Here is a 17,488-nt window from a genome sequence, read left to right on the forward strand (position 1 = left end):
TGTCATCGGCCATCGACGACGGAGGACGAGCACCCGTACGCCCGCCTGCAGCACGGACCTCTGACGTCCGGAAGGGCGTGCCGCCCGCAACGCGGCGCTGCACAGAGCAAGGACGGTCGGGCGCTGACCGGCTCGGTCCGGCCAGACTGGGGACATGCAGGATCAAGACCGTGACCGACTACGCGAGCTGCTCGACGCGGTGCTCGACGAGAACAACCGCACTCTCGAGGACATGGCCGGTGGGGCCTGGTCCTCGCCCTACCACTTCAGCCGCCGGCTGACCCGCGGCACCGGGGAGCCGCCGGTGACGATGCGGCGCCGGGTTCTGCTGGAGCGGGCGGCGTGGGAACTGGGGTCAGGCCGGTCGGTGACCGAGACGGCGTGGGCTGCGGGGTACGAGTCCGTCGACGGTTTCGCCCGCGCCTTCACCAGGCGTTCGGCCATCCCCCCAGCACCACCGCTGAGCGTGGCACGAGCCACTGGCTGCCGGCTCCCAACGGCATCCACTTCCACCCTCCGACCTCGCTGTGGGTCGACACCCACGAAGCCGCAACGGCCCGGCCTGCGGCGGCCGACGTGACGGAGCTGATGCTGCACCACGACGTCGAGGACGTCAGCGACCTGCTGACGCGGGCACAAGCGGTGTCCGAGGAGGAGTACCGCAGGGTGCACGTGCCGGACAGCGCGCCCCTGGGCTGGGACGGCCCCGACGAGTCGCTGGCCCACGTGCTGCGCCACCTCGTCACGGCCAAGGAGATCTGGCTGGCGGCCATCGAGGGGCACGAGGCCCCGGACACCGGGGACGACGATCCGGTGGCACTGGCGGATCGCCACCGGGAGATCGCCCCCAGGTGGCTGGCCATGGTCCGGGACATCGACCGCAGAGCCGCGTGGGGCGACCGGATCATCGACGCGCTGTGCGACCCGCCGGAGAGCTTCGTCGTCAGCAGCGTGATCGCCCACGTGCTCACGTTCTCCGCGCACCGGCGCCAGCTGGGCCGGCTGATGCTGCGCCGCGCCGGAGTCACCCCCGATGCCGGGGACCCGATCGAATGGTTGCAACGACGTACCGGAGGCCTCCGATGACCCGCACCGTCTTCTACACCGCCGCCACCCTGGACGGCTACCTCGCCGACGAGCAGGACTCCCTGGAGTGGCTGTTCCGGCAGGACTCCGACCCCGAGGGTCCGCACCGCTACGACGAGTTCATCGCCGGGATCGGGGCGGTCGTGATGGGACGCACCACCTACGAGTGGGTCCGCGCGCACCTGCACGCCTCCGGTGAGGAGTGGCCCTACGACATGCCCGCCTGGGTGGTCTCCCACGCGGAGCTGCCGGGCATTCCCGGGGCGGACATCCGCTTCGCCCAGGGGCAGGTGGCACCGATCCACGCCGACCTCGCGGACGCCGCCGGCGGAAAGGACATCTGGGTGGTCGGCGGCGGTGACCTGGCCGCCCAGTTCGCCGAGGCCGGGCTGCTGGACCGGCTGATGGTCTCCATCGCGCCGGTCACCCTCGGGGCGGGCCGGCCGCTGTTCCCCCGCAGGTTCGACCTGGAGCTGAAGGACGTGGCCCGCAACCGCGCGTTCGTCTGCGCGACCTACGACGTGGTGGGCCCGATGCCACCCGTGGGTGGAGGGCCGACCTCCTGAACCCCAGGGCCGCTCACATCTCGATCCGCCGCGCCTCCCGCAGGTTCGCGAAGCGCTCGGGGTTGGAGGTCAGCACGATCACCTGGGTGCGCTCCCCGGCGGTGGTGATGGCCGAGGCCAGCCGGCGCAGCCGCTGCGGGTCGGAGTGGCCCAGGGCGTCGTCGAGCAGCACCGGCACCCCGTCCTCCGGGTCTACCAGCAGCGCGGTGGCGAGCCGGATGAGGATCACCAGCTGCTCCTTGGCGCCCGTGGACAGGGCATGGAACGGCAGCCAGTCGCCGTCGAGCTTGCGCTGCTCCACCTCCAGGGTGCCGCTCACCAGGACCTCGAACTCCGGGCCGTAGACCGCCCGGCCCAGCTGCTCCACCGCGCTGCGGAAGGGCTGGACGTACTGGGCGTGGGCGCGCTCGCGGTGGGCCAGCAGGGTGCGCTCCAGCAGCAGGGCGGCCTCGGCCCGCCGCTCGATCCCGGCGAGGTGGCGCCGGGCCGCCTCGAGCCGGGTCTCCGCCTGGTCGTGGACCAGCTGCACCCGGTCGCGGCCCATGCCCTCGAGCTTGCCCAGCAGGGAGCTGCGGCGGCCCTGCCGGTCGGTGAGCAGCCGCTCGAGCCCGGCGACCTGGTCGGCCACGAGCTGCCGGTCCGCGAGCACCCGGTCGGCGTCCAGGCCGGTCAGGTTCGCCTCGTGCGCGTCGATCTCCTCCTGGACGGCGGCCAGCGCCGCACCGGCCGCCGTGACGGCGTGGTCGAGGTCCTCGTCCGGCACCTCGAGGCGGGCCTCCTCGAGCCGGGTCCGGGCGGTGTTGAGGGCCCGTTCCTGTTCCAGGGCCGCACCCTGCAGGGAGTGCAGCCGAGTCTGCGCCTTCTCCAGGTTCGCGCGTGCCGCCTGGGCGGCGGCCTCCGTGCGGCGCGCGGCGTCCTCGGCCTCGATGAGGGCGGTCTCGGCGGCCTCGACCGTATCCTGCGCCGCGCCGGACGACGCCGGCAGCGGCACCTCGCCGCTGCGCCGCTCGCCGTACTGCTCGATCGCCGCCGCGAGCCGGTCCCGCTCGTCGCGCAGCCGGCTCTCGTCCTCGCCGTCGAGGAGCCGGTCCCGGTCGGTCTCGGCCTCGCGCACCTGCCGGTCCAGCTCCTGGGCGTCGCGCCAGGCGGCCCGCGCCCCGGCGACCGATTCGACCCCGTGCCGTGCCAGCAGCACGGCGAACGCCTCGGCGGCCTGGTGCGCGGCGTCCCGGCGGGTCTCGATGCCCTGCTCCGGGGAGATCCGCACCCGCCACTCGCCGGGGATCTCGATCTCCACCTCGTCGGTCACCGGTACCGACCACGGCTCCTCCGGGTTGACCTCCTCCGTGGCGCCGCAGCGCTCGATGGACCGCGCGTGCCCGAGCGCGGTCAGCTCCACCCGGGCGCTGCCGGCGGCCAGCTCGGCCTCGGCCCGCTCCGCGGTGCGCTGGGCCCGGTCGAGCTCGTCCAGGACGTCCTCGTCGATCTCCGTGGCGGGACGGGACCGCAGCTCCGCCAGCCGCGCCCGGACCGTCTCGAGCGAGTCCAGGACCGTGCTCGCGCGGCGGTGGCGCTCGACGTCGTCGAGGTGCTTCTGGTCCTCCCGCGCGGACCGGTGCGCGGCCCGGGCCTCCTGCACCGCGGCCTGTGCCGCGGCGCGGCGCTGCTCGGCCTCCTCGGCGTGCTCCCGCACCGGCGCGAGGTCCTCCTCGCACGCGCTCAGGTCGTCGGCGAGGGCGGAGCTGCGCTCCTCGTCGGCGGCGAGGGCGGCGACGAGCTCCGTGCGGCGGGTCGCGCGCTCACGGGCGCGGTCGAGCTGGCCCTGGGCGGCGTCCCGGCGACGCTGGGCCTCCTGCTGCTGCCGCTGGACGGCCTCGATCTGCTCGGCGGCCCGGTCGAGCTCCTCCCGCTCGGCCCGGGCCGCGGCGAGCTTGCGCCCGGAGTCGGTGATCTCCTCGGTGAGCTCCGCCAGCTCGTCCTCGACTCCGGCGATGCCGCGCAGCTCCTCGGCGGCCGCGGCGGCGGCGGTCTCGGCCTCCCGGCAGTCCGTCTCGGCCTGGACGAACTTGGCGTTCCTCTTCCGCGTGGAGGTCCAGTACCTGTCGCACTCCGCGCCCACGCGCTCCAGCAGGGTGGCGACCTCCCGGTCGTCGCCCTGGGCCTCGCCGGCGCGGGACTCCAGGGCCCGGCGCAGCGCGGCGCTGTCGGTCAGGGCGTTCTGGTCCAGGCCGCTGGCCTGGAGATAGCGCAGCGCCTGCCACAGGGTGGTGTCGGCGGTGGCCCACAGCTGCTCGGCGGCGTCGTGGGCCTCGCGGCCGGTGACCGTGCGCCCGGCCGAGGTGCCCGTGACGTGGCGCAGGATCGTGGTCGGCTTCTTGAGCCACTGCTTGGTGTAGACCACCCGGGTCGGCCCGATCGAGAACTCCGCCTCCACCAGCACGGGCACGTCCCGGCCGGCGGGCTTCGCGTCGAGGATCGTGCGCTTCCTGCTGCTGTCCGGCAGGGCGATCAGCGCGTCCAGGGCGTCGATCATGGAGGTCTTGCCGATCTCGTTGCGGCCGGTGACCACCACGACCCCGGCGTCGGGGAACTCGATCTCGCGGGCGGTCACGCCGCGGAAGTTCTCCAGCTTGAGGCGGTGCAGCTTCATCGGGTCGCTCCTCCCACGAGGCGGTACAGGAGCCGCAGCGCGTCACCGGCGGCGGGGGCGTCCTCGGCGTCGGAGGCGGCCTTCCCGCGCAGCTCGACGACGGCGTCCGCGGCGTAGCCGCCGACGTCGAGGTCCTCGAACTCGTGCTCGTCCGGGACGACCACCAGGTCGGTGTGCCGCTCCCACGCGTTGAGGCTCGCGAAGACCTCCGCCTGCTGCGCGAGCAGGTCCTCCAGTGCCGCGGAGGCGGACAGGCTCAGGGTGCCGGTGAACACGGTCTGCAGGATGATCCGTTCCTTGGGCGTGAGTGCGGCGAGCTCGGCGCGCAGGGCGTCGACGTCCTCGGGGCCGTCGAGCCGGCGCTGGAGGCGCCGGTGCTCCCACCGGCCCACCTCGTGCGCGGTGACCCGGGCGTCGGCGTCCTCGAGGGCGACCTCCAGGACCTGCCCGCGGCCGTGCTCGCGGAAGCTCGTGGACTCGTGGGTCCCGGAGTAGTGGACGGCGCCGCGGCCGTCCTCGGGCCAGCGGATGTGCCGGTCGCCCAGGGCCACGTAGTGGATCGCCCGGCGCGCCAGCGCCTCGTCCAGGGGCGCCCGGCGCACGGTGGTGAGCGAGTCCTGGTCCGGGTCCAGCTCGTCGAGCATGCCGTGGCCCACCACGATCCGCAGGGTGCCGTCCGCCGCCAGGCCCTCCAGGGCCGGGGCGACCGGGTCCGTGTCGGGCCGCTTGCTGCGCCAGGGGGCGGCCACCAGCTCCACGCCCTCGGCGGCGGGCCAGGGGCCGACGTCGTCCAGGAGCACGACGTTGTCCGGCGCGAGCTCCCGGAAGGCGTCCTGGGCGTAGATCGACCCCGGTCCCAGCGGGTCGTGGTTGCCGGGCAGCAGGTACACCGGCAGCTGCACGGCCCCCATGGCGTCCAGGGCGCGGCCGACGTCCCGGCGGCTGAGGTTGGCGTGCTCGAAGACGTCCCCGGCCACCACCACGAACGCGCATCCCCGCTCGCGGGCCAGCTCCCCGATCCGGCGGATCGTCTCCACGCGGTCTCCCGTGTACCGGGACTGGGCCTCGCCCTCGAGGTAGTGCCGGGTCATGCCCAGCTGCCAGTCGCTCGTGTGGAGGAAGCGGGTGCTCGTCATCGAAGCTCCTCGGTGGGTGGCCGGTGTGCTGCCCCGGGGTGCGGGTCCTCTCCCACGCTAGCGGGACCGGCGGACACCGCAGGCGCGGCACCCCGGCATGTGCTTGAGTGGGGCCATGCTGCGCACCAGTGCGAGTGACCTGTGGTCCGCCGTCCACGCCGAGCGGACGGCCCTGGCCGAGGACCTGGCCGGCCTGGACGAGGACCGGTGGGCGCAGCAGTCCCTGTGCGGGCGCTGGTCGGTCGAGGAGGTCGTCGCCCACCTGACCGCCGCCGCGAGCCTCGGCCGGTTCCGCTGGCTCCGGAGCATGCTGGGCGCCCGGTTCGACGCCGACCTGCACAACCGGCGCCGGCTGGCCGAGCACCGGGGCGCCACGCCCGCCGGGACGCTGCGCCGGTTCGAGGCCGTGATCGGGAGCACCACAGCACCCTCCAAGGACACCGCGGCGTGGCTGGGCGAGGTCGTCGTGCACGCCCAGGACATCCGCCGCCCGCTCGGGCTGCCCCGCACCCCGCCGGTCGGCACGGTGACCGAGGTGGCGCGGTTCTTCGCGAGCCGGGACTTCGCGGTGGCCAGCCGCAGCGCGGCCGAGGGCCTGCACCTGGTGGCGACCGACGGCCCGTTCGAGACCGGCTCCGGCCCGGGAGTCCGCGGGACCACGCTGGCGCTCACCCTGGCGATGGCCGGCCGCTCGGCGTACTGCGACGACCTGACGGGTGAGGGCGTCCCCATCCTGCGGTCCCGCTGCACCTCTGCCTGAGAGAGTGGGGGAGGAGCGGCCACGGGCCGCTCCCGCACGCCACCACCCCACCCGAGCAGAGGAGACACCGTGCCCGAGACCATCGCCGGCATCACCGTTCCCGATTCGCCCCTCGCCCGCGAGACCACCGAGCTGGTCCGCGCGGCCGCCGACGAGAGCCTGTTCCACCACTCCCGCCGGGTCTTCCTCTTCGGCATGCTCAAGTCCGCCGCCCGCGGGCTCGAGGTGGACCCGGAGCTCGCCTACGTCGGGGCGATGTTCCACGACCTCGGCCTCACCGACGAGTACCGCACCCGGGACCAGCGCTTCGAGATCGACGGCGCCGCAGCGGCACAGGCCTTTCTGCGCGACCACGGCCGCTCCGCCGAGGAGGCCCGCCGCGTGTGGCTGGCGATCGCCCTGCACACCACCCCGGAGATCCCGCTGCACCTCGAGCCGGAGGTCGCCGTGGTCACCCTCGGCGTCGAGACCGACGTGCTGGGCCTCGACCTGGACCAGATCTCCGAGGAGCACCGCGCCGAGGTCGTCGCCGCGCACCCCCGGCCGGACTTCAAGAACCGGATCCTCCGTGCGTTCTACGACGGCATGGCCGACCGGCCGGAGACCACCTTCGGCACCATGAACGACGACGTGCTCGCCCACTTCGACCCCGACTTCCACCGGGAGGACTTCGTGCGCATCATCCGGGAGAACGCCTGGCCCGAGTGATCCCGGGAACCGGTGCCGTCCCGGGCCGGTACCCTGGATACACAAGATTCACAAGATTCATCGACATACACAGGTGGCACCGTGGACAATCCCTTCCGGCCCACCGCCGGGGCCTCTCCTCCGGAACTCATCGGCCGGGCCGGGGTTCTGGACGAGTTCGCCTACGGGCTGCGCCTGCGCTCCGGGGCGCCCGGACTGCTCACCATCTTCACGGGCGCCCGGGGCGTGGGCAAGACCGTGATGCTGGGCGCGGCCGAGGACCTGGCCCGCACGCAGGGCTGGGCCGTGGTCTCCGAGACGGCCACGAAGGGCTTCCTGGGCCGGATCGGCCACGCCATGCGCCGGCTGGCCGAGGAGCTCGGCAGCGGCCCCCAGGGCCGGCGGCTCACCGCCGTCTCCGCGGCGGGCTTCGGCTTCACCACCCAGCTGCCGCCCCAGCAGCAGCTGGAGTGGCGCGAGGAGGGCCTGCGCCTGCTGCACCTGCTGGAGGAGCAGCGGACCGGCCTGGTCATCACCGTGGACGAGATCCACGCCGCCGACCGCCAGGAGATCGCCCAGCTGGCCGCGGACGTGCAGCACTTCATCCGTGCGGACCTGCCCATCGCGCTGCTCTTCGCCGGTCTGCCGGCGGCGGTCTCGGACCTGCTGAACGAGGGGGTGGCCACGTTCCTGCGCCGCGCCGACCGGATCGACCTGCACGCCGCCGCCGTCGACGAGGTCCGGCAGTCCTACACGGACACCTTCGCGGCGGGCGGCTTCACCCTGACGGAGGACCAGGCGCGCCGGGCCGCCGAGGCCACCGGCGGCTACCCGTTCCTGATCCAGCTGGTCGGGTACTTCCTGTGGCAGGAGGCCGAGAAGGTCTCGTCCGTGCTCACCGACGCGATGGTGGACCAGGCGGTCGCCGCCGCCCGTCGCCGGAACGAGCGCGTGGTCATCGAGACGGCGCTCTCCACGGCCTCCCCGAGGGACCTGGACGTCCTGCGGGCCATGGCCGAGGACGAGGGGCCGTCCACGGCCGGGGACATCGGCGCCCGGATCGGGGCCCGGCCGAACACCGTGGGCAACTACCGGACCCGGCTGATCGACGCCGGGCTGATCGAGCCGGCCGGCTACGGGCTGGTCCGCTTCGCCATCCCCGGCCTCCGGGAGCACCTGCGCCAGGGCCGCGCCTAGGCCTCGCACACCCGGTCCGCCGCTCCGGGGCCTCCTCGCCGACTCCGTGCCTCCTGTCCGTGCGGGGGCGCCGGCGCATCGGCTTGCTCGTCGTCTCCGCCCGCTGAGGACCAACCGGGGCGTCGAGGTTCCGGAGAACCACCGCGCCGCGCTGGGGACCCGGTGCCGGTGGCTCGAGGAGGAGGGATGCCTGCCGATCCCGCTGCCGTGGCGCCGAGCGGTCACTCCTCGATCTTCCGCGCCTGTTCGTCCCAGGCGGCGTGGGCGTCCCGGTTCTCGATGGGGGAGTAGGTCTCCCGCAGTGCCCGCAGCGCGGCGTTGCGCTGCTGGGCCAGGGACTCCGCGGCGGCCTTGGTCGCGGCGTCCTCGCGGGCCTGGGCCCGGGCGGCGGTCACGGCGTCCATGATGGCCTCCACGCCCAGGGCACCGCCCTCCAGATAGGCGGTGCGGACCTGCCGGTCCGGGTGGTAGAGGTACTGGTCGTTGACCTGGCCGAGGCTGGTGTCGAACTCGTCGTCGGCGCGGTCGGAGATCATGGCGACGGTGCGGTCCAGGCAGGCGTCCACCTGATCGAGCAGGTGGTGCACCCGGGCGGTGGTGCGCAGCGACCACAGGGCCCGCCCGTGCTGCCGCAGCCGGTCCGCGTTCCAGTCCGCCTGCGGGACCACGGCCAGCGTCCCGGCGAGGAGCCGGGGATCGCGGTTGCCGTCCTGCGGCGGCAGGGAGCGCAGGTGCCAGGAGATCCACGCCGTGCGCATGTTGGACGCCCCGGTCGCCCGGGCCTCCTCCACCGCCCGCTGCCCGGTCCGCCGGTTCACCGCGGGCGGCGGGCCGGCTCCGGTGTCCGGGACCCCGATTCCCTGGGCCGCCCGGAGCTGGCTCCGGATGAAGCCCGCGCTCAGCCAGACGAGCAGTCCGAGCAGGGCGAGGACGATGACGACCACTCCGCCGAGGATCAGGAAGCGGAACAGGCCGAGGAAGACGATCACGGCGAGCAGGACGATCCAGCCGGTCGCGCTGCTGCTGCCCTGAGTGTTCTTCATGGTGGGTCCCCCCGAGAACCACGAGTCCTGAGCACCCAGTGTAGTCGTCACCGGCCCCGGATGACCGGGGCCGGGCCGGCCGATCCGGGCGTGCTCGCGCCGGACGTTCACCCCCCGGCCCGGCGAACCTGCTCGTTCCCGGCGGCGGGCAACCCCTTGACGGCTCAGTGTCATGGTTCATTAGTGGAGTAATGAACCCATGAACTCGGAGGTCGCCTTGATCGAGGAAGGCAAGCCCCTGTTCGTGCAGATCGCCGAGCAGGTCGAGGACTCGGTCGTGGACGGCACCCTCGCCGAGGAGGCGCAGGCGCCGTCGACGAACGAACTCGCCGCCTTCTACCGGATCAACCCGGCCACCGCCGCCAAGGGGGTGAACATGCTCGTCACCAAGGGAGTGCTGTACAAGCGCCGTGGGATCGGGATGTTCGTCTCCCCGGGCGCCCGCGCACTCCTGCTCCAGGAGCGGCGCGAGGCCTTCGCCCTGCGCTACGTGCAGCCTCTGCTCGCCGAGGCGCGCAAGATCGGGCTCGGACCCGACGACGTCGCAGAGCTCGTCCGTGCCGGTGCCGCCCGCACGGAACCGTCAACTCCGCCGGATTGGAAGACAGCATGAACCCCGTGATCGAGGTCCGGAATCTCACGAAGCGCTACAAGGACAAGCTCGCCCTCGACGACGTCAGCTTCGAGGTCCAGCAGGACACGATCTACGGCCTCCTGGGGCGCAACGGCGCGGGGAAGACGACCGCGATGTCGATCCTCACCGCACAGAACCTGCCCACCAGCGGCCAGGTGCGCGTGTTCGGGCAGGACCCCTACGAGAACGCCCGGGTCCTCAGCCGCATGTGCTTCGTGCGCGAGAGCCAGAAGTACCCCGACGACGCCACCCCGCGGCACGCCTTCGCCTCGGCGCGGCTGTTCTTCCCGCGGTGGGACCAGCAGCTCGCCGACGCGCTCGTCGAGGACTTCCAGCTGCCGGTCAAGCGCACGATCAAGAAGCTCTCGCGCGGCCAGCTCTCGGCCGTCGGAGTCATCATCGGCCTCGCCTCCCGCGCGGAGATCACCTTCTTCGACGAGCCGTACCTCGGCCTCGACGCCGTCGCGCGGCAGATCTTCTACGACCGCCTCCTGACGGACTACGCCGAGCACCCCCGCACGGTGCTGCTCTCCAGCCATCTCATCGACGAGGTGTCCAACCTGCTCGAGCGGGTGCTCGTGATCGACGCGGGTCGCATCATCATGGACGAGTCCACCGAGGACGCCCGCGCCCAGGCCACGAACGTCGTCGGTGACGCCGCCGCGGTCGAACGGGCCGCGAACGGCCGGGAGGTCATCCACCGCGAGAGCCTCGGCCGGGTCGCCTCCGTGACGTTCCTCGGCCGTCTCGACGAGACCGAGCGCGCGGCCCTCACCGCGGCGGGACTCGAGCTGGCGCCCGTCTCCCTGCAGCAGCTCATCGTGCGCCTCACGCAGCACCGTTCGCCCGGCCGCGACGCGCTCGACGCGGCCACCCAGGAAGGAGCCCTTCGATGACCGCCCTCGATGCCGGCGCCGCCGCGCGCCCTGCCGCCGCGCGCCACCGCACGCTCAACGTGGTGCGCCTGCAGTTCGTCAACACGCAGACCTTCGTCTGGGTGCCGGCTCTCGTGCTCGGCGGCGCGTGGGTGATCACGATGCTCATCTACTGGATCATCCAGAGCGCCGGCGGCACCGACGCCAAGATCGGCGGGGGCTCGCAGGCCCCGCTGTGGTACTTCCTCGTCGTCGGGGTCCAGGCCATGACGCTGAGCTTCCCGTTCTCCCAGGCGATGAGTCTCACGCGCCGGGAGTTCTATCTCGGCTCCCTGGCCGCCGCGGCGGTGAGCGGGCTCGGGATGTCGCTGGCGTTCGTGCTGCTCGGGCTGATCGAGCAGGCCACGGACGGGTACGGCATGAACGGGTACTTCGCCTACCTCGAATGGGTGTGGGCGGAGGGGCCGCTCGCGGCGGGCCTGGCGTACTTCGTGGCGACCATGCTGTTCTTCGTCGTCGGCTTCTGGTTCGCGACGATCTTCAAGCGCTTCGGCACGGCGACGCTCGTGCTCGTCATGCTCGCGCTCGGCCTCGCCGTCGTGGGGCTCGTCGCCCTGGTGACCTGGCAGCAGGCCTGGCCGGACGTCTGGCGGTGGATCCAGGACGCCGGCTCGCTGGGCCTGACGCTGTGGGCCGTCCTGCTGGGCGCGCTGCTCGCGGCCGGCTCCTACCTCACGCTGCGCCGGATGCCCGTCTGACGGTCTCCGCGGCGAGGGCAGCCGCACGGGCCGCTGCCCGCCACCGGCGGGATTTCGGCTCCAGCAGTGCCGGTCAAGTGCTCGTGCGCACGACCAGCTCGGGGGGCAGGCGCACGCTCTCGACGTCCTTGCCGTCCAGGACGTCCATGAGCAGCTCGAAGCCCTGCCGGCCGATGCGGTGCATGGGGGAGCGCACGGTGGTGAGCCCCACGCTGCCGGCCAGCGGCGTGTCGTTGAAGCCGACGAGGGCCGTGTCCTCCGGGACGCTGATCCCCTCCCGGGTGAGCACGCCGAGCGCGCCGATGGCCGCGAAGTCGTTGACCGCGAACACCGCCTCGGGCAGCGGACCGGCGGCGAGGATCCGGGCGGCGGCCGCGCTGCCCGCCGATGCGTCGAAGCCCCCGGGGGCCACCCGGGACGGGTCCACGCCGAGACCGTGCTCGGCGAGCGCGTCGAGGAAGCCGGCGCAGCGGTCGATCGAGGTCGAGGCCCGCGGATCGCCCGCGATGAGGCCGAAGCTCCTCCGCCCGGAGGCCACGAGGTGCTCGGCGACCAGTCTCCCCCCGGTGTAGTCGTCGCAGGTCACGGACCGGTGACCGGGGGAGCGCCGGCTCACCAGGGTGAAGGCCACGCCGCGGTCGGCGAGCTCGTCCAGGAAGGGGTCCTCGAACAGGGCGTCGCCGAAGATCAGCCCGTCGGCACGGCGGTCCAGCAGCTTCTCCGCCTTGGCGCGGTGGGCCGCCGGGTCGTCCAGGGAGTTGGAGACCACGGTGAAGTACCCGTGCTCGGAGGCGGCCTCGTCGATGCCCTCGTACATCGTGGCCAGGACGTAGTCCTGCAGGCGGGGCACGACGACCCCGATCATGTGCGACTTGGCCGTGCGGAGCGAGGCGGCGTAGGGGTTCTTGCGGTAGCCGCGCTCCTCGGCGAGCGCGAAGATGCGCTCGGTGGTGTCCGGGGAGGCCCACCTCGAGCCCAGTCCCCTGGGGTCGTTGAGCACCCGGGAGACCGTGGAGGGGTTGAGACCCAGTTCGGCCGCCAGGGCCTTCAGGGTGACCGCCGGTCGCGCGCCCATGTCCATCTCCTCGCGTCTGTTTCCACACAGTAACGGACGTTAAATTCTCGTGAATGTGTTGCGCATCACGTGAAGCCCACTCTAGGGTCGGTGGCAACACCTTACGCAATCGATTGCGGCATTCGTTTGCATACAGTGTCCGTCCTCCCGGGCGGACCGTTCTGGAGGGGAGGCAGGCAGTGGCTCACGTCCATCTGCTCGGCACCGGCGGGACCATCGCGTCGCGTGGTCACGGCGACCGGGGCTCGGTGGCCACCGACACGGCGGCCGAGCTGGCCCGGGCCCGGTACGGGGAGCTGACCGTCTCGTCCCGGGACGTCCTGACCACCGGCAGCTACCGGCTGAGCCTGGCCGACCTGCGGCTGATCGCCGAGGCCGTGCAGGAGGCGCTGGCCGATCCGGGTACGGACGGGGTGGTGGTCACCCACGGGACCGACACCCTCGAGGAGACCGCGTTCCTGCTGGAGCTGGTGCACGGCTCGGCCAAGAGCGCGGTGCTCACCGGCGCCCAGCAGCCGGCCGACAGCGCCGCCCCGGACGGGCCGCGCAACGTCGAGGAGGCGGTGCTGGCCGCCGCGTCCCCGAGCCTGCGCGACAGCGGCGTGCTGATCTCCTTCGACGGGACGGTCCGTGCGGCGCGCGGAGCCCGGAAGGCGCACACCACCGCGAGCAGCCCCTTCTGCGGCGGGACGGAGGTGGCGCACATGGCCGGGCACGAGCTCGTGGTGACGGCCAGGCCGGTCCGCCGCCCGGCCCTTCCCCTGCCTCCGGCCTCCTTCGACGCCACGCGGGTCGAGATCATCACGGCCCACACCGGGGCCACCCCGGACCTGTTCGACTTCGCCGTGCGCTCCGGCGCCCACGCCGTGGTGCTGGCCGGCTCGGGCGTCGGCAACGCGGGCCCCGGCTTCGCCGAGGCGGTCGAACGGGCGGTGGCGGCGGGGTGCGCCGTCGTGCTCAGCACCCGGGCCCCCTGGGGGCCCGTGCTGTCGATCTACGGCAACGGCGGCGGCACCGACCTCGTGGCCGCGGGCGCGGTCCCCTCGGGGGACCTCAACCCCCTGCAGGCCCGCCTGCTCGCCGCCCTCCTGATCTCCCTCGGGACCTCGAGCACCGAGTTCCCCGAGGCGTTCACCGCCCACCGCTAGAACACCCACCCATCACCAGAGGAGACAACATGTCCAAGAAGATCTACGTGTCCGTCGGCATCGACGTGGACGCCGTCGGCGGCTGGCTCGGCTCCTACGGCGGGGAGGACTCCCCGGGGGACATCTCCCGCGGCCTGTTCGCCGGCGAGGTCGGCGTCCCGCGGCTGCTCCAGCTCGCCCAGCGCCGGGAGATGCCGGTGACCTGGTTCTGGCCGGGCCACTCCATCGAGACCTTCCCCGAGCAGTTCGACGCGACCGTCGCCGCCGGCCACGAGATCGGCGTGCACGGGTACTCCCACGAGAACCCGATCGCGATGACCCGGGAGCAGGAGACCGAGATCCTCGACTACTGCACCGACCTGATCACCCGGCGCGCCGGGAAGAAGCCGGTGGGCTACGTGGCCCCGTGGTGGGAGTTCTCCTCGGTGACCAACGAGATCCTGCTCGAGCGCGGCTTCCTCTACGACCACTCCCTGATGCACGACGACCACACCCCGTACTACGTCCGCGTCGGCGACACCTGGACCAAGATCGACTACGACGCGGCCTCGGCCCGGGAGTGGATGAAGCCGCTGGTGCGGGGCGAGGAGACGGACCTCATCGAGATCCCGGCCTCGTGGTACCTCGACGACCTGCCGCCGATGATGTTCATCAAGTCCAGCCCCAACAGCCACGGCTTCGTGTCCCCGCGGGACATCGAGCAGCTGTGGAAGGACCAGTTCGACTGGGTCTACCGGGAGATGGACTACGCCGTGTTCCCGATCACCATCCACCCGGACGTCTCCGGCCGGCCGCAGAACCTGCTCATGCTCGAGCGGCTCTTCGACCACATCGCCGGCCACGACGGGGTGGAGTTCGCCTTCATGGAGGACGTCGCCCGCGACTTCGCCTCCCGCAGTCCCCGCAACGCCGGCTGATCCGGCACGGACGAAGGAACACCGCCATGTCCTCTCTGCGCTCGAACCCGACGCCCTCCGGCGTCGAGCCCTGGAACGTGCTCATCACGCCGAAGGTGGTGAAGCAGGTCTCGGTGGTCTGCTTCATCGCCTGGGTGGCGTCCGTCTACGACTTCACCCTCTTCGGCACCCTTCTGCCGGTCATCGCCGCGGACTTCGGGTGGACCACCGCCGAGTCCACCGCGATCAACACCTACGCCACGATCGGCGTCTTCCTCGTCGCCCTGGCCGTGGGCACCATCATCGACAGGATGGGCCGCAAGAAGGCCCTCATGGTGCTCATGATCGGCGGGGCCGTGGCCTCCGGTCTGACCGGTGCCGCCATCGGTGCCGCCAGCCTGGTGATCATCCGCTCCTTCTCCGGCTTCTCCATGTCCGAGGAGGTCGTCAACGCGGTCTACCTCAACGAGATCTACAAGGAGGCCAAGAGCCGCGGCCTCATGTACTCCCTCGTGCAGGGCGGCTGGCCGGTGGGCGCGCTGGTCTCCGCGGGACTGTCGGCTCTGACCCTGCCGCTCATCGGCTGGCGGTGGAGCTTCGTCGTGGCAGCCGTGCTGTCGCTGATCGTCGTGGTCCTGGCGTCCCGCCTTCCCGAGTCCCCGACCTTCGCCGCCATGAAGGAGGTCCGGCGCCGCCGGGCCGCCGGTGACACGGCCGGCGCCCACGCGCTCGCGGCGGAGCACGACCTCGAGGAGGGGGCCCACCACGCCACCGGCGTGAAGGACGTCTTCACCCCGGAGCTGCGCCGGCACACGACCTGCCTGTCGCTGGCGTGGTTCTTCAACTGGTTCGCGATCCAGGTGTTCTCCGTCCTGGGCACCACGATCCTGGTCGAGGCCAAGGGCATCTCCTTCGACAACGCCCTGATCATCCTCGTCCTCTCGAACGCGGTGGGTTTCGTGGGCTACGTCTTCCACGGCTGGCTGGGCGACAAGATCGGCCGCAAGCCCACCGTGGTCCTCGGCTGGATCGCCGGCGGCCTCGTCAGCCTCGCCATGCTGCTGGGCCCGGGCACCTCCGCCTACATCATCCCGCTGTACGCCATGACGCTGTTCTTCCTCACCGGTCCCTACGCGGCCCTGCTGTTCTACATGGGCGAGTCCTTCCCGCCCCAGGTGCGCGGCATGGGCGCGAACGTGGCCCACGTGATGGCCCCGCTCGGCGGCATCGCCGGCTCCGGGCTGCTCACCATCCTGCTCACCGCCGGGGTGGACCCGGTCTGGGCCGCGATCATCACCGGCACCGGGGGCCTGATCGCCTCGGCGCTGTGCATGGCCGGGACCCGCACCCTCAAGGACGCCCACCTGAAGACGACGGTGATCGCATGATCCGCGACGACGGGCTCGAGGGAAAGGTCGCCGTCATCTCCGGGGGCGGCAGCGGGATCGGCCGGGCCCTGGCGGTGGCCTATGCCTGGGCCGGGGCGCACAGCGTCATCGGGTACCTGCCCGCGGACCCCCACGACGCCACGGACACCGTGCGCGCCGTGGAGGCCGCCGGCGGCCGGTGCACGGCCGTGCCCATGGACGTGCGCCGCTTCGAGGACACCGAGGCGCTCGCCGAGACGGCGCTCGACGAGTTCGGCCGGCTGGACGTCGCGGTGGCCGCCGCTGGGATCCTCCGCCGGGCCTCCCTGGCGGAGATGACCGACGAGGCGTGGGACGACATGATGGCCGTCGACCTCTCCGGCGTCCTGCGGGTCTTCCGCTCCTGCAGCGCCCGGATGACGAGCGGCGGGGCCATGGTCGCGACGTCCTCGATCGCGGGCGGGGTCTACGGCTGGGAGGAGCACTCCCACTACGCCGCGGCGAAGGCCGGGCTGCTGGGCCTGTGCCGGTCCCTGGCCGTGGAGCTGGCGCCGCGCAAGATCCGGGTCAACACGGTGATCCCGGGGCTGATCGAGAGCCCGCAGTCCCTGGACCCGGTCAACTCCCTGGGCCGGGAGGGGCTCGACGCCGCGGGTTCGATCATCCCCTGGGGCCGGGTGGGCAACGTCGACGAGGCGGCGCGCACCATCCGCTTCCTCACCAGCGACGACTCGGCCTACGTCACCGGCCAGCAGCTGATCGTCGACGGCGGACTCACCGTCCGCTGGCCGAGCTGAACCGTCCAGGAAAGGCAGACATGGAACAGCAACTGACCGGCAAGGTCGCCGTCGTCACCGGCGGCGGCAGCGGCATCGGCGCGGCGATCGCCCTGCTCTTCGCCCGGGAGGGCGCCGACGTGGCCGTCCTGGACCGCGACGAGCAGCACGCCCGGGCGGTCGCCGAGGAGATCGGGGCGTTCGGGGGGAGGACCGCGGCGCTCGCGGCGGACGTCACCGACGGCGAGGCCGTGCGGGCGGCGATGGACCGGGTCGCCGAGGAGCTCGGCGGGATCGACGTCCTGGTGAGCGCCGCCGGCATCCTCGACGAGACGCCGCTGCTGGAGATGACCGAGGCGACGTTCGACAAGGTCCTCGCCGTGGACCTGAAGGGCGTGTTCCTGGCCGCGCGCTGGGCCGCGCCCCACATGGTGGCGCGCGGCGGCGGGCGGATCATCAACATCGCCTCCCAGCTGGGCATCAAGGGCGGCACCGGCCTGACGCACTACGTCGCGGCCAAGGCCGGGGTGATCGGCATGACGAAGGCCATGGCGCTGGAGCTCGCCGAGCACCACATCCTGGTCAACGCGATCGCCCCCGGCCCGGTCGTCACCCCGCTGATCGAGGGGCTCTCCGAGGAGTGGAAGGCGGCCAAGCAGGCGGAACTGCCCATCGGCCGCTTCGGCCAGGTCCACGAGGTGGCGCCCACCGCGCTGCTGCTGGCCTCCTCGCCCGGCGGGGACCTCTACACCGGGCAGACACTCGGGCCCAACAGCGGCGACGTGATGCCGTAGCCACCCGGGAGGAGGGGTTTCCGATGTGCGCAGGCTGCCC

General features: G+C 72.6%; 18 protein-coding genes. 14 read left to right on the forward strand and 4 right to left on the reverse strand.

The window, feature by feature from the left end:
* The first annotated feature begins 310 nt into the window (after positions 1-310).
* The 3 genes from BJF77_RS22520 to BJF77_RS05055 are packed head-to-tail and all read left to right on the forward strand — an operon-like array spanning position 311 to position 1,652.
* Complete coding sequence (locus BJF77_RS22520) at positions 311-580, forward strand: helix-turn-helix domain-containing protein (RefSeq protein ID WP_369821364.1); 270 nt, start codon at positions 311-313, stop codon at positions 578-580.
* An 8-nt stretch (positions 581-588) separates the two neighbouring features.
* Entirely contained in the window at positions 589-1,086 is a 498-nt protein-coding gene (locus BJF77_RS21000; protein ID WP_222844966.1) for a DinB family protein, read from the forward strand.
* Positions 1,083-1,652: a dihydrofolate reductase family protein gene (locus BJF77_RS05055; RefSeq protein ID WP_047803622.1), complete on the forward strand. Its 570-nt coding sequence runs from the start codon at positions 1,083-1,085 to the stop codon at positions 1,650-1,652. Before BJF77_RS21000 ends, BJF77_RS05055 begins: the two co-directional genes overlap by 4 nt.
* Before the next feature lie 13 nt (positions 1,653-1,665).
* Here the strand turns inward: BJF77_RS05055 and BJF77_RS05060 are convergent, their stop codons facing one another.
* Complete coding sequence (locus BJF77_RS05060; protein ID WP_075871471.1) at positions 1,666-4,302, reverse strand: ATP-binding protein; 2,637 nt, start codon at positions 4,300-4,302, stop codon at positions 1,666-1,668.
* On the reverse strand, positions 4,299-5,438 hold the full coding sequence (locus tag BJF77_RS22300) for a metallophosphoesterase (RefSeq protein WP_075871472.1): 1,140 nt from the start codon (positions 5,436-5,438) through the stop codon (positions 4,299-4,301). Before BJF77_RS22300 ends, BJF77_RS05060 begins: the two co-directional genes overlap by 4 nt.
* A gap of 115 nt (positions 5,439-5,553) precedes the next feature.
* Here BJF77_RS22300 and BJF77_RS05070 point away from each other — a divergent pair, with 115 nt between their 5' ends.
* The 3 genes from BJF77_RS05070 (at position 5,554) to BJF77_RS05080 (ending at position 8,082) form a co-directional block, all read left to right on the forward strand.
* Positions 5,554-6,198 carry a maleylpyruvate isomerase family mycothiol-dependent enzyme gene (locus tag BJF77_RS05070; RefSeq protein WP_139318444.1) on the forward strand — a complete coding sequence of 215 codons (645 nt, stop codon included), beginning with the start codon at positions 5,554-5,556 and terminating at the stop codon, positions 6,196-6,198.
* 69 nt (positions 6,199-6,267) lie between these two features.
* On the forward strand, positions 6,268-6,906 hold the full coding sequence (locus tag BJF77_RS05075; RefSeq protein ID WP_075871473.1) for an HD domain-containing protein: 639 nt from the start codon (positions 6,268-6,270) through the stop codon (positions 6,904-6,906).
* Positions 6,907-6,987: 81 nt separating this feature from the next.
* Entirely contained in the window at positions 6,988-8,082 is a 1,095-nt protein-coding gene (locus BJF77_RS05080; RefSeq protein WP_075871474.1) for an AAA family ATPase, read from the forward strand.
* A 221-nt stretch (positions 8,083-8,303) separates the two neighbouring features.
* Here BJF77_RS05080 and BJF77_RS05085 read toward each other — a convergent pair whose 3' ends face one another.
* Complete coding sequence (locus tag BJF77_RS05085; RefSeq protein WP_075871475.1) at positions 8,304-9,125, reverse strand: hypothetical protein; 822 nt, start codon at positions 9,123-9,125, stop codon at positions 8,304-8,306.
* Positions 9,126-9,342: 217 nt separating this feature from the next.
* On the opposite strand from BJF77_RS05085, the gene BJF77_RS05090 reads away from it, so the two are divergent.
* The 3 genes from BJF77_RS05090 to BJF77_RS05100 are packed head-to-tail and all read left to right on the forward strand — an operon-like array spanning position 9,343 to position 11,392.
* Positions 9,343-9,738: a GntR family transcriptional regulator gene (locus tag BJF77_RS05090; RefSeq protein WP_075871519.1), complete on the forward strand. Its 396-nt coding sequence runs from the start codon at positions 9,343-9,345 to the stop codon at positions 9,736-9,738.
* A complete protein-coding gene (locus BJF77_RS05095) occupies positions 9,735-10,655 on the forward strand; it encodes an ABC transporter ATP-binding protein (protein ID WP_047803614.1) in 921 nt (306 codons plus the stop codon). Before BJF77_RS05090 ends, BJF77_RS05095 begins: the two co-directional genes overlap by 4 nt.
* On the forward strand, positions 10,652-11,392 hold the full coding sequence (locus BJF77_RS05100) for a hypothetical protein (protein ID WP_075871476.1): 741 nt from the start codon (positions 10,652-10,654) through the stop codon (positions 11,390-11,392). Before BJF77_RS05095 ends, BJF77_RS05100 begins: the two co-directional genes overlap by 4 nt.
* Before the next feature lie 73 nt (positions 11,393-11,465).
* Here BJF77_RS05100 and BJF77_RS05105 read toward each other — a convergent pair whose 3' ends face one another.
* Positions 11,466-12,467 carry a LacI family DNA-binding transcriptional regulator gene (locus BJF77_RS05105; RefSeq protein WP_047803612.1) on the reverse strand — a complete coding sequence of 334 codons (1,002 nt, stop codon included), beginning with the start codon at positions 12,465-12,467 and terminating at the stop codon, positions 11,466-11,468.
* A gap of 179 nt (positions 12,468-12,646) precedes the next feature.
* Between BJF77_RS05105 and BJF77_RS05110 the strand changes: the two genes are divergently transcribed.
* From BJF77_RS05110 to BJF77_RS05130, 5 genes are read left to right on the forward strand one after another with little or no spacing between them, the layout of a single operon-like run.
* Positions 12,647-13,615 (forward strand): asparaginase, encoded by a 969-nt coding sequence (locus tag BJF77_RS05110; protein WP_075871477.1) that lies wholly within the window; start codon positions 12,647-12,649, stop codon positions 13,613-13,615.
* Between the two features lie 29 nt (positions 13,616-13,644).
* Complete coding sequence (locus tag BJF77_RS05115) at positions 13,645-14,532, forward strand: polysaccharide deacetylase (protein ID WP_047803610.1); 888 nt, start codon at positions 13,645-13,647, stop codon at positions 14,530-14,532.
* 26 nt (positions 14,533-14,558) lie between these two features.
* Positions 14,559-15,899 carry an MFS transporter gene (locus tag BJF77_RS05120; protein ID WP_075871478.1) on the forward strand — a complete coding sequence of 447 codons (1,341 nt, stop codon included), beginning with the start codon at positions 14,559-14,561 and terminating at the stop codon, positions 15,897-15,899.
* Positions 15,896-16,675: an SDR family NAD(P)-dependent oxidoreductase gene (locus tag BJF77_RS05125; protein WP_075871479.1), complete on the forward strand. Its 780-nt coding sequence runs from the start codon at positions 15,896-15,898 to the stop codon at positions 16,673-16,675. Before BJF77_RS05120 ends, BJF77_RS05125 begins: the two co-directional genes overlap by 4 nt.
* Positions 16,676-16,695: 20 nt before the next feature.
* Positions 16,696-17,448 carry an SDR family NAD(P)-dependent oxidoreductase gene (locus BJF77_RS05130; protein ID WP_047803607.1) on the forward strand — a complete coding sequence of 251 codons (753 nt, stop codon included), beginning with the start codon at positions 16,696-16,698 and terminating at the stop codon, positions 17,446-17,448.
* The last annotated feature ends 40 nt before the right edge of the window (positions 17,449-17,488 follow it).

The organism is Kocuria sp. CNJ-770 (assembly GCF_001942375.1).
Classification (GTDB): domain Bacteria; phylum Actinomycetota; class Actinomycetes; order Actinomycetales; family Micrococcaceae; genus Kocuria; species Kocuria oceani.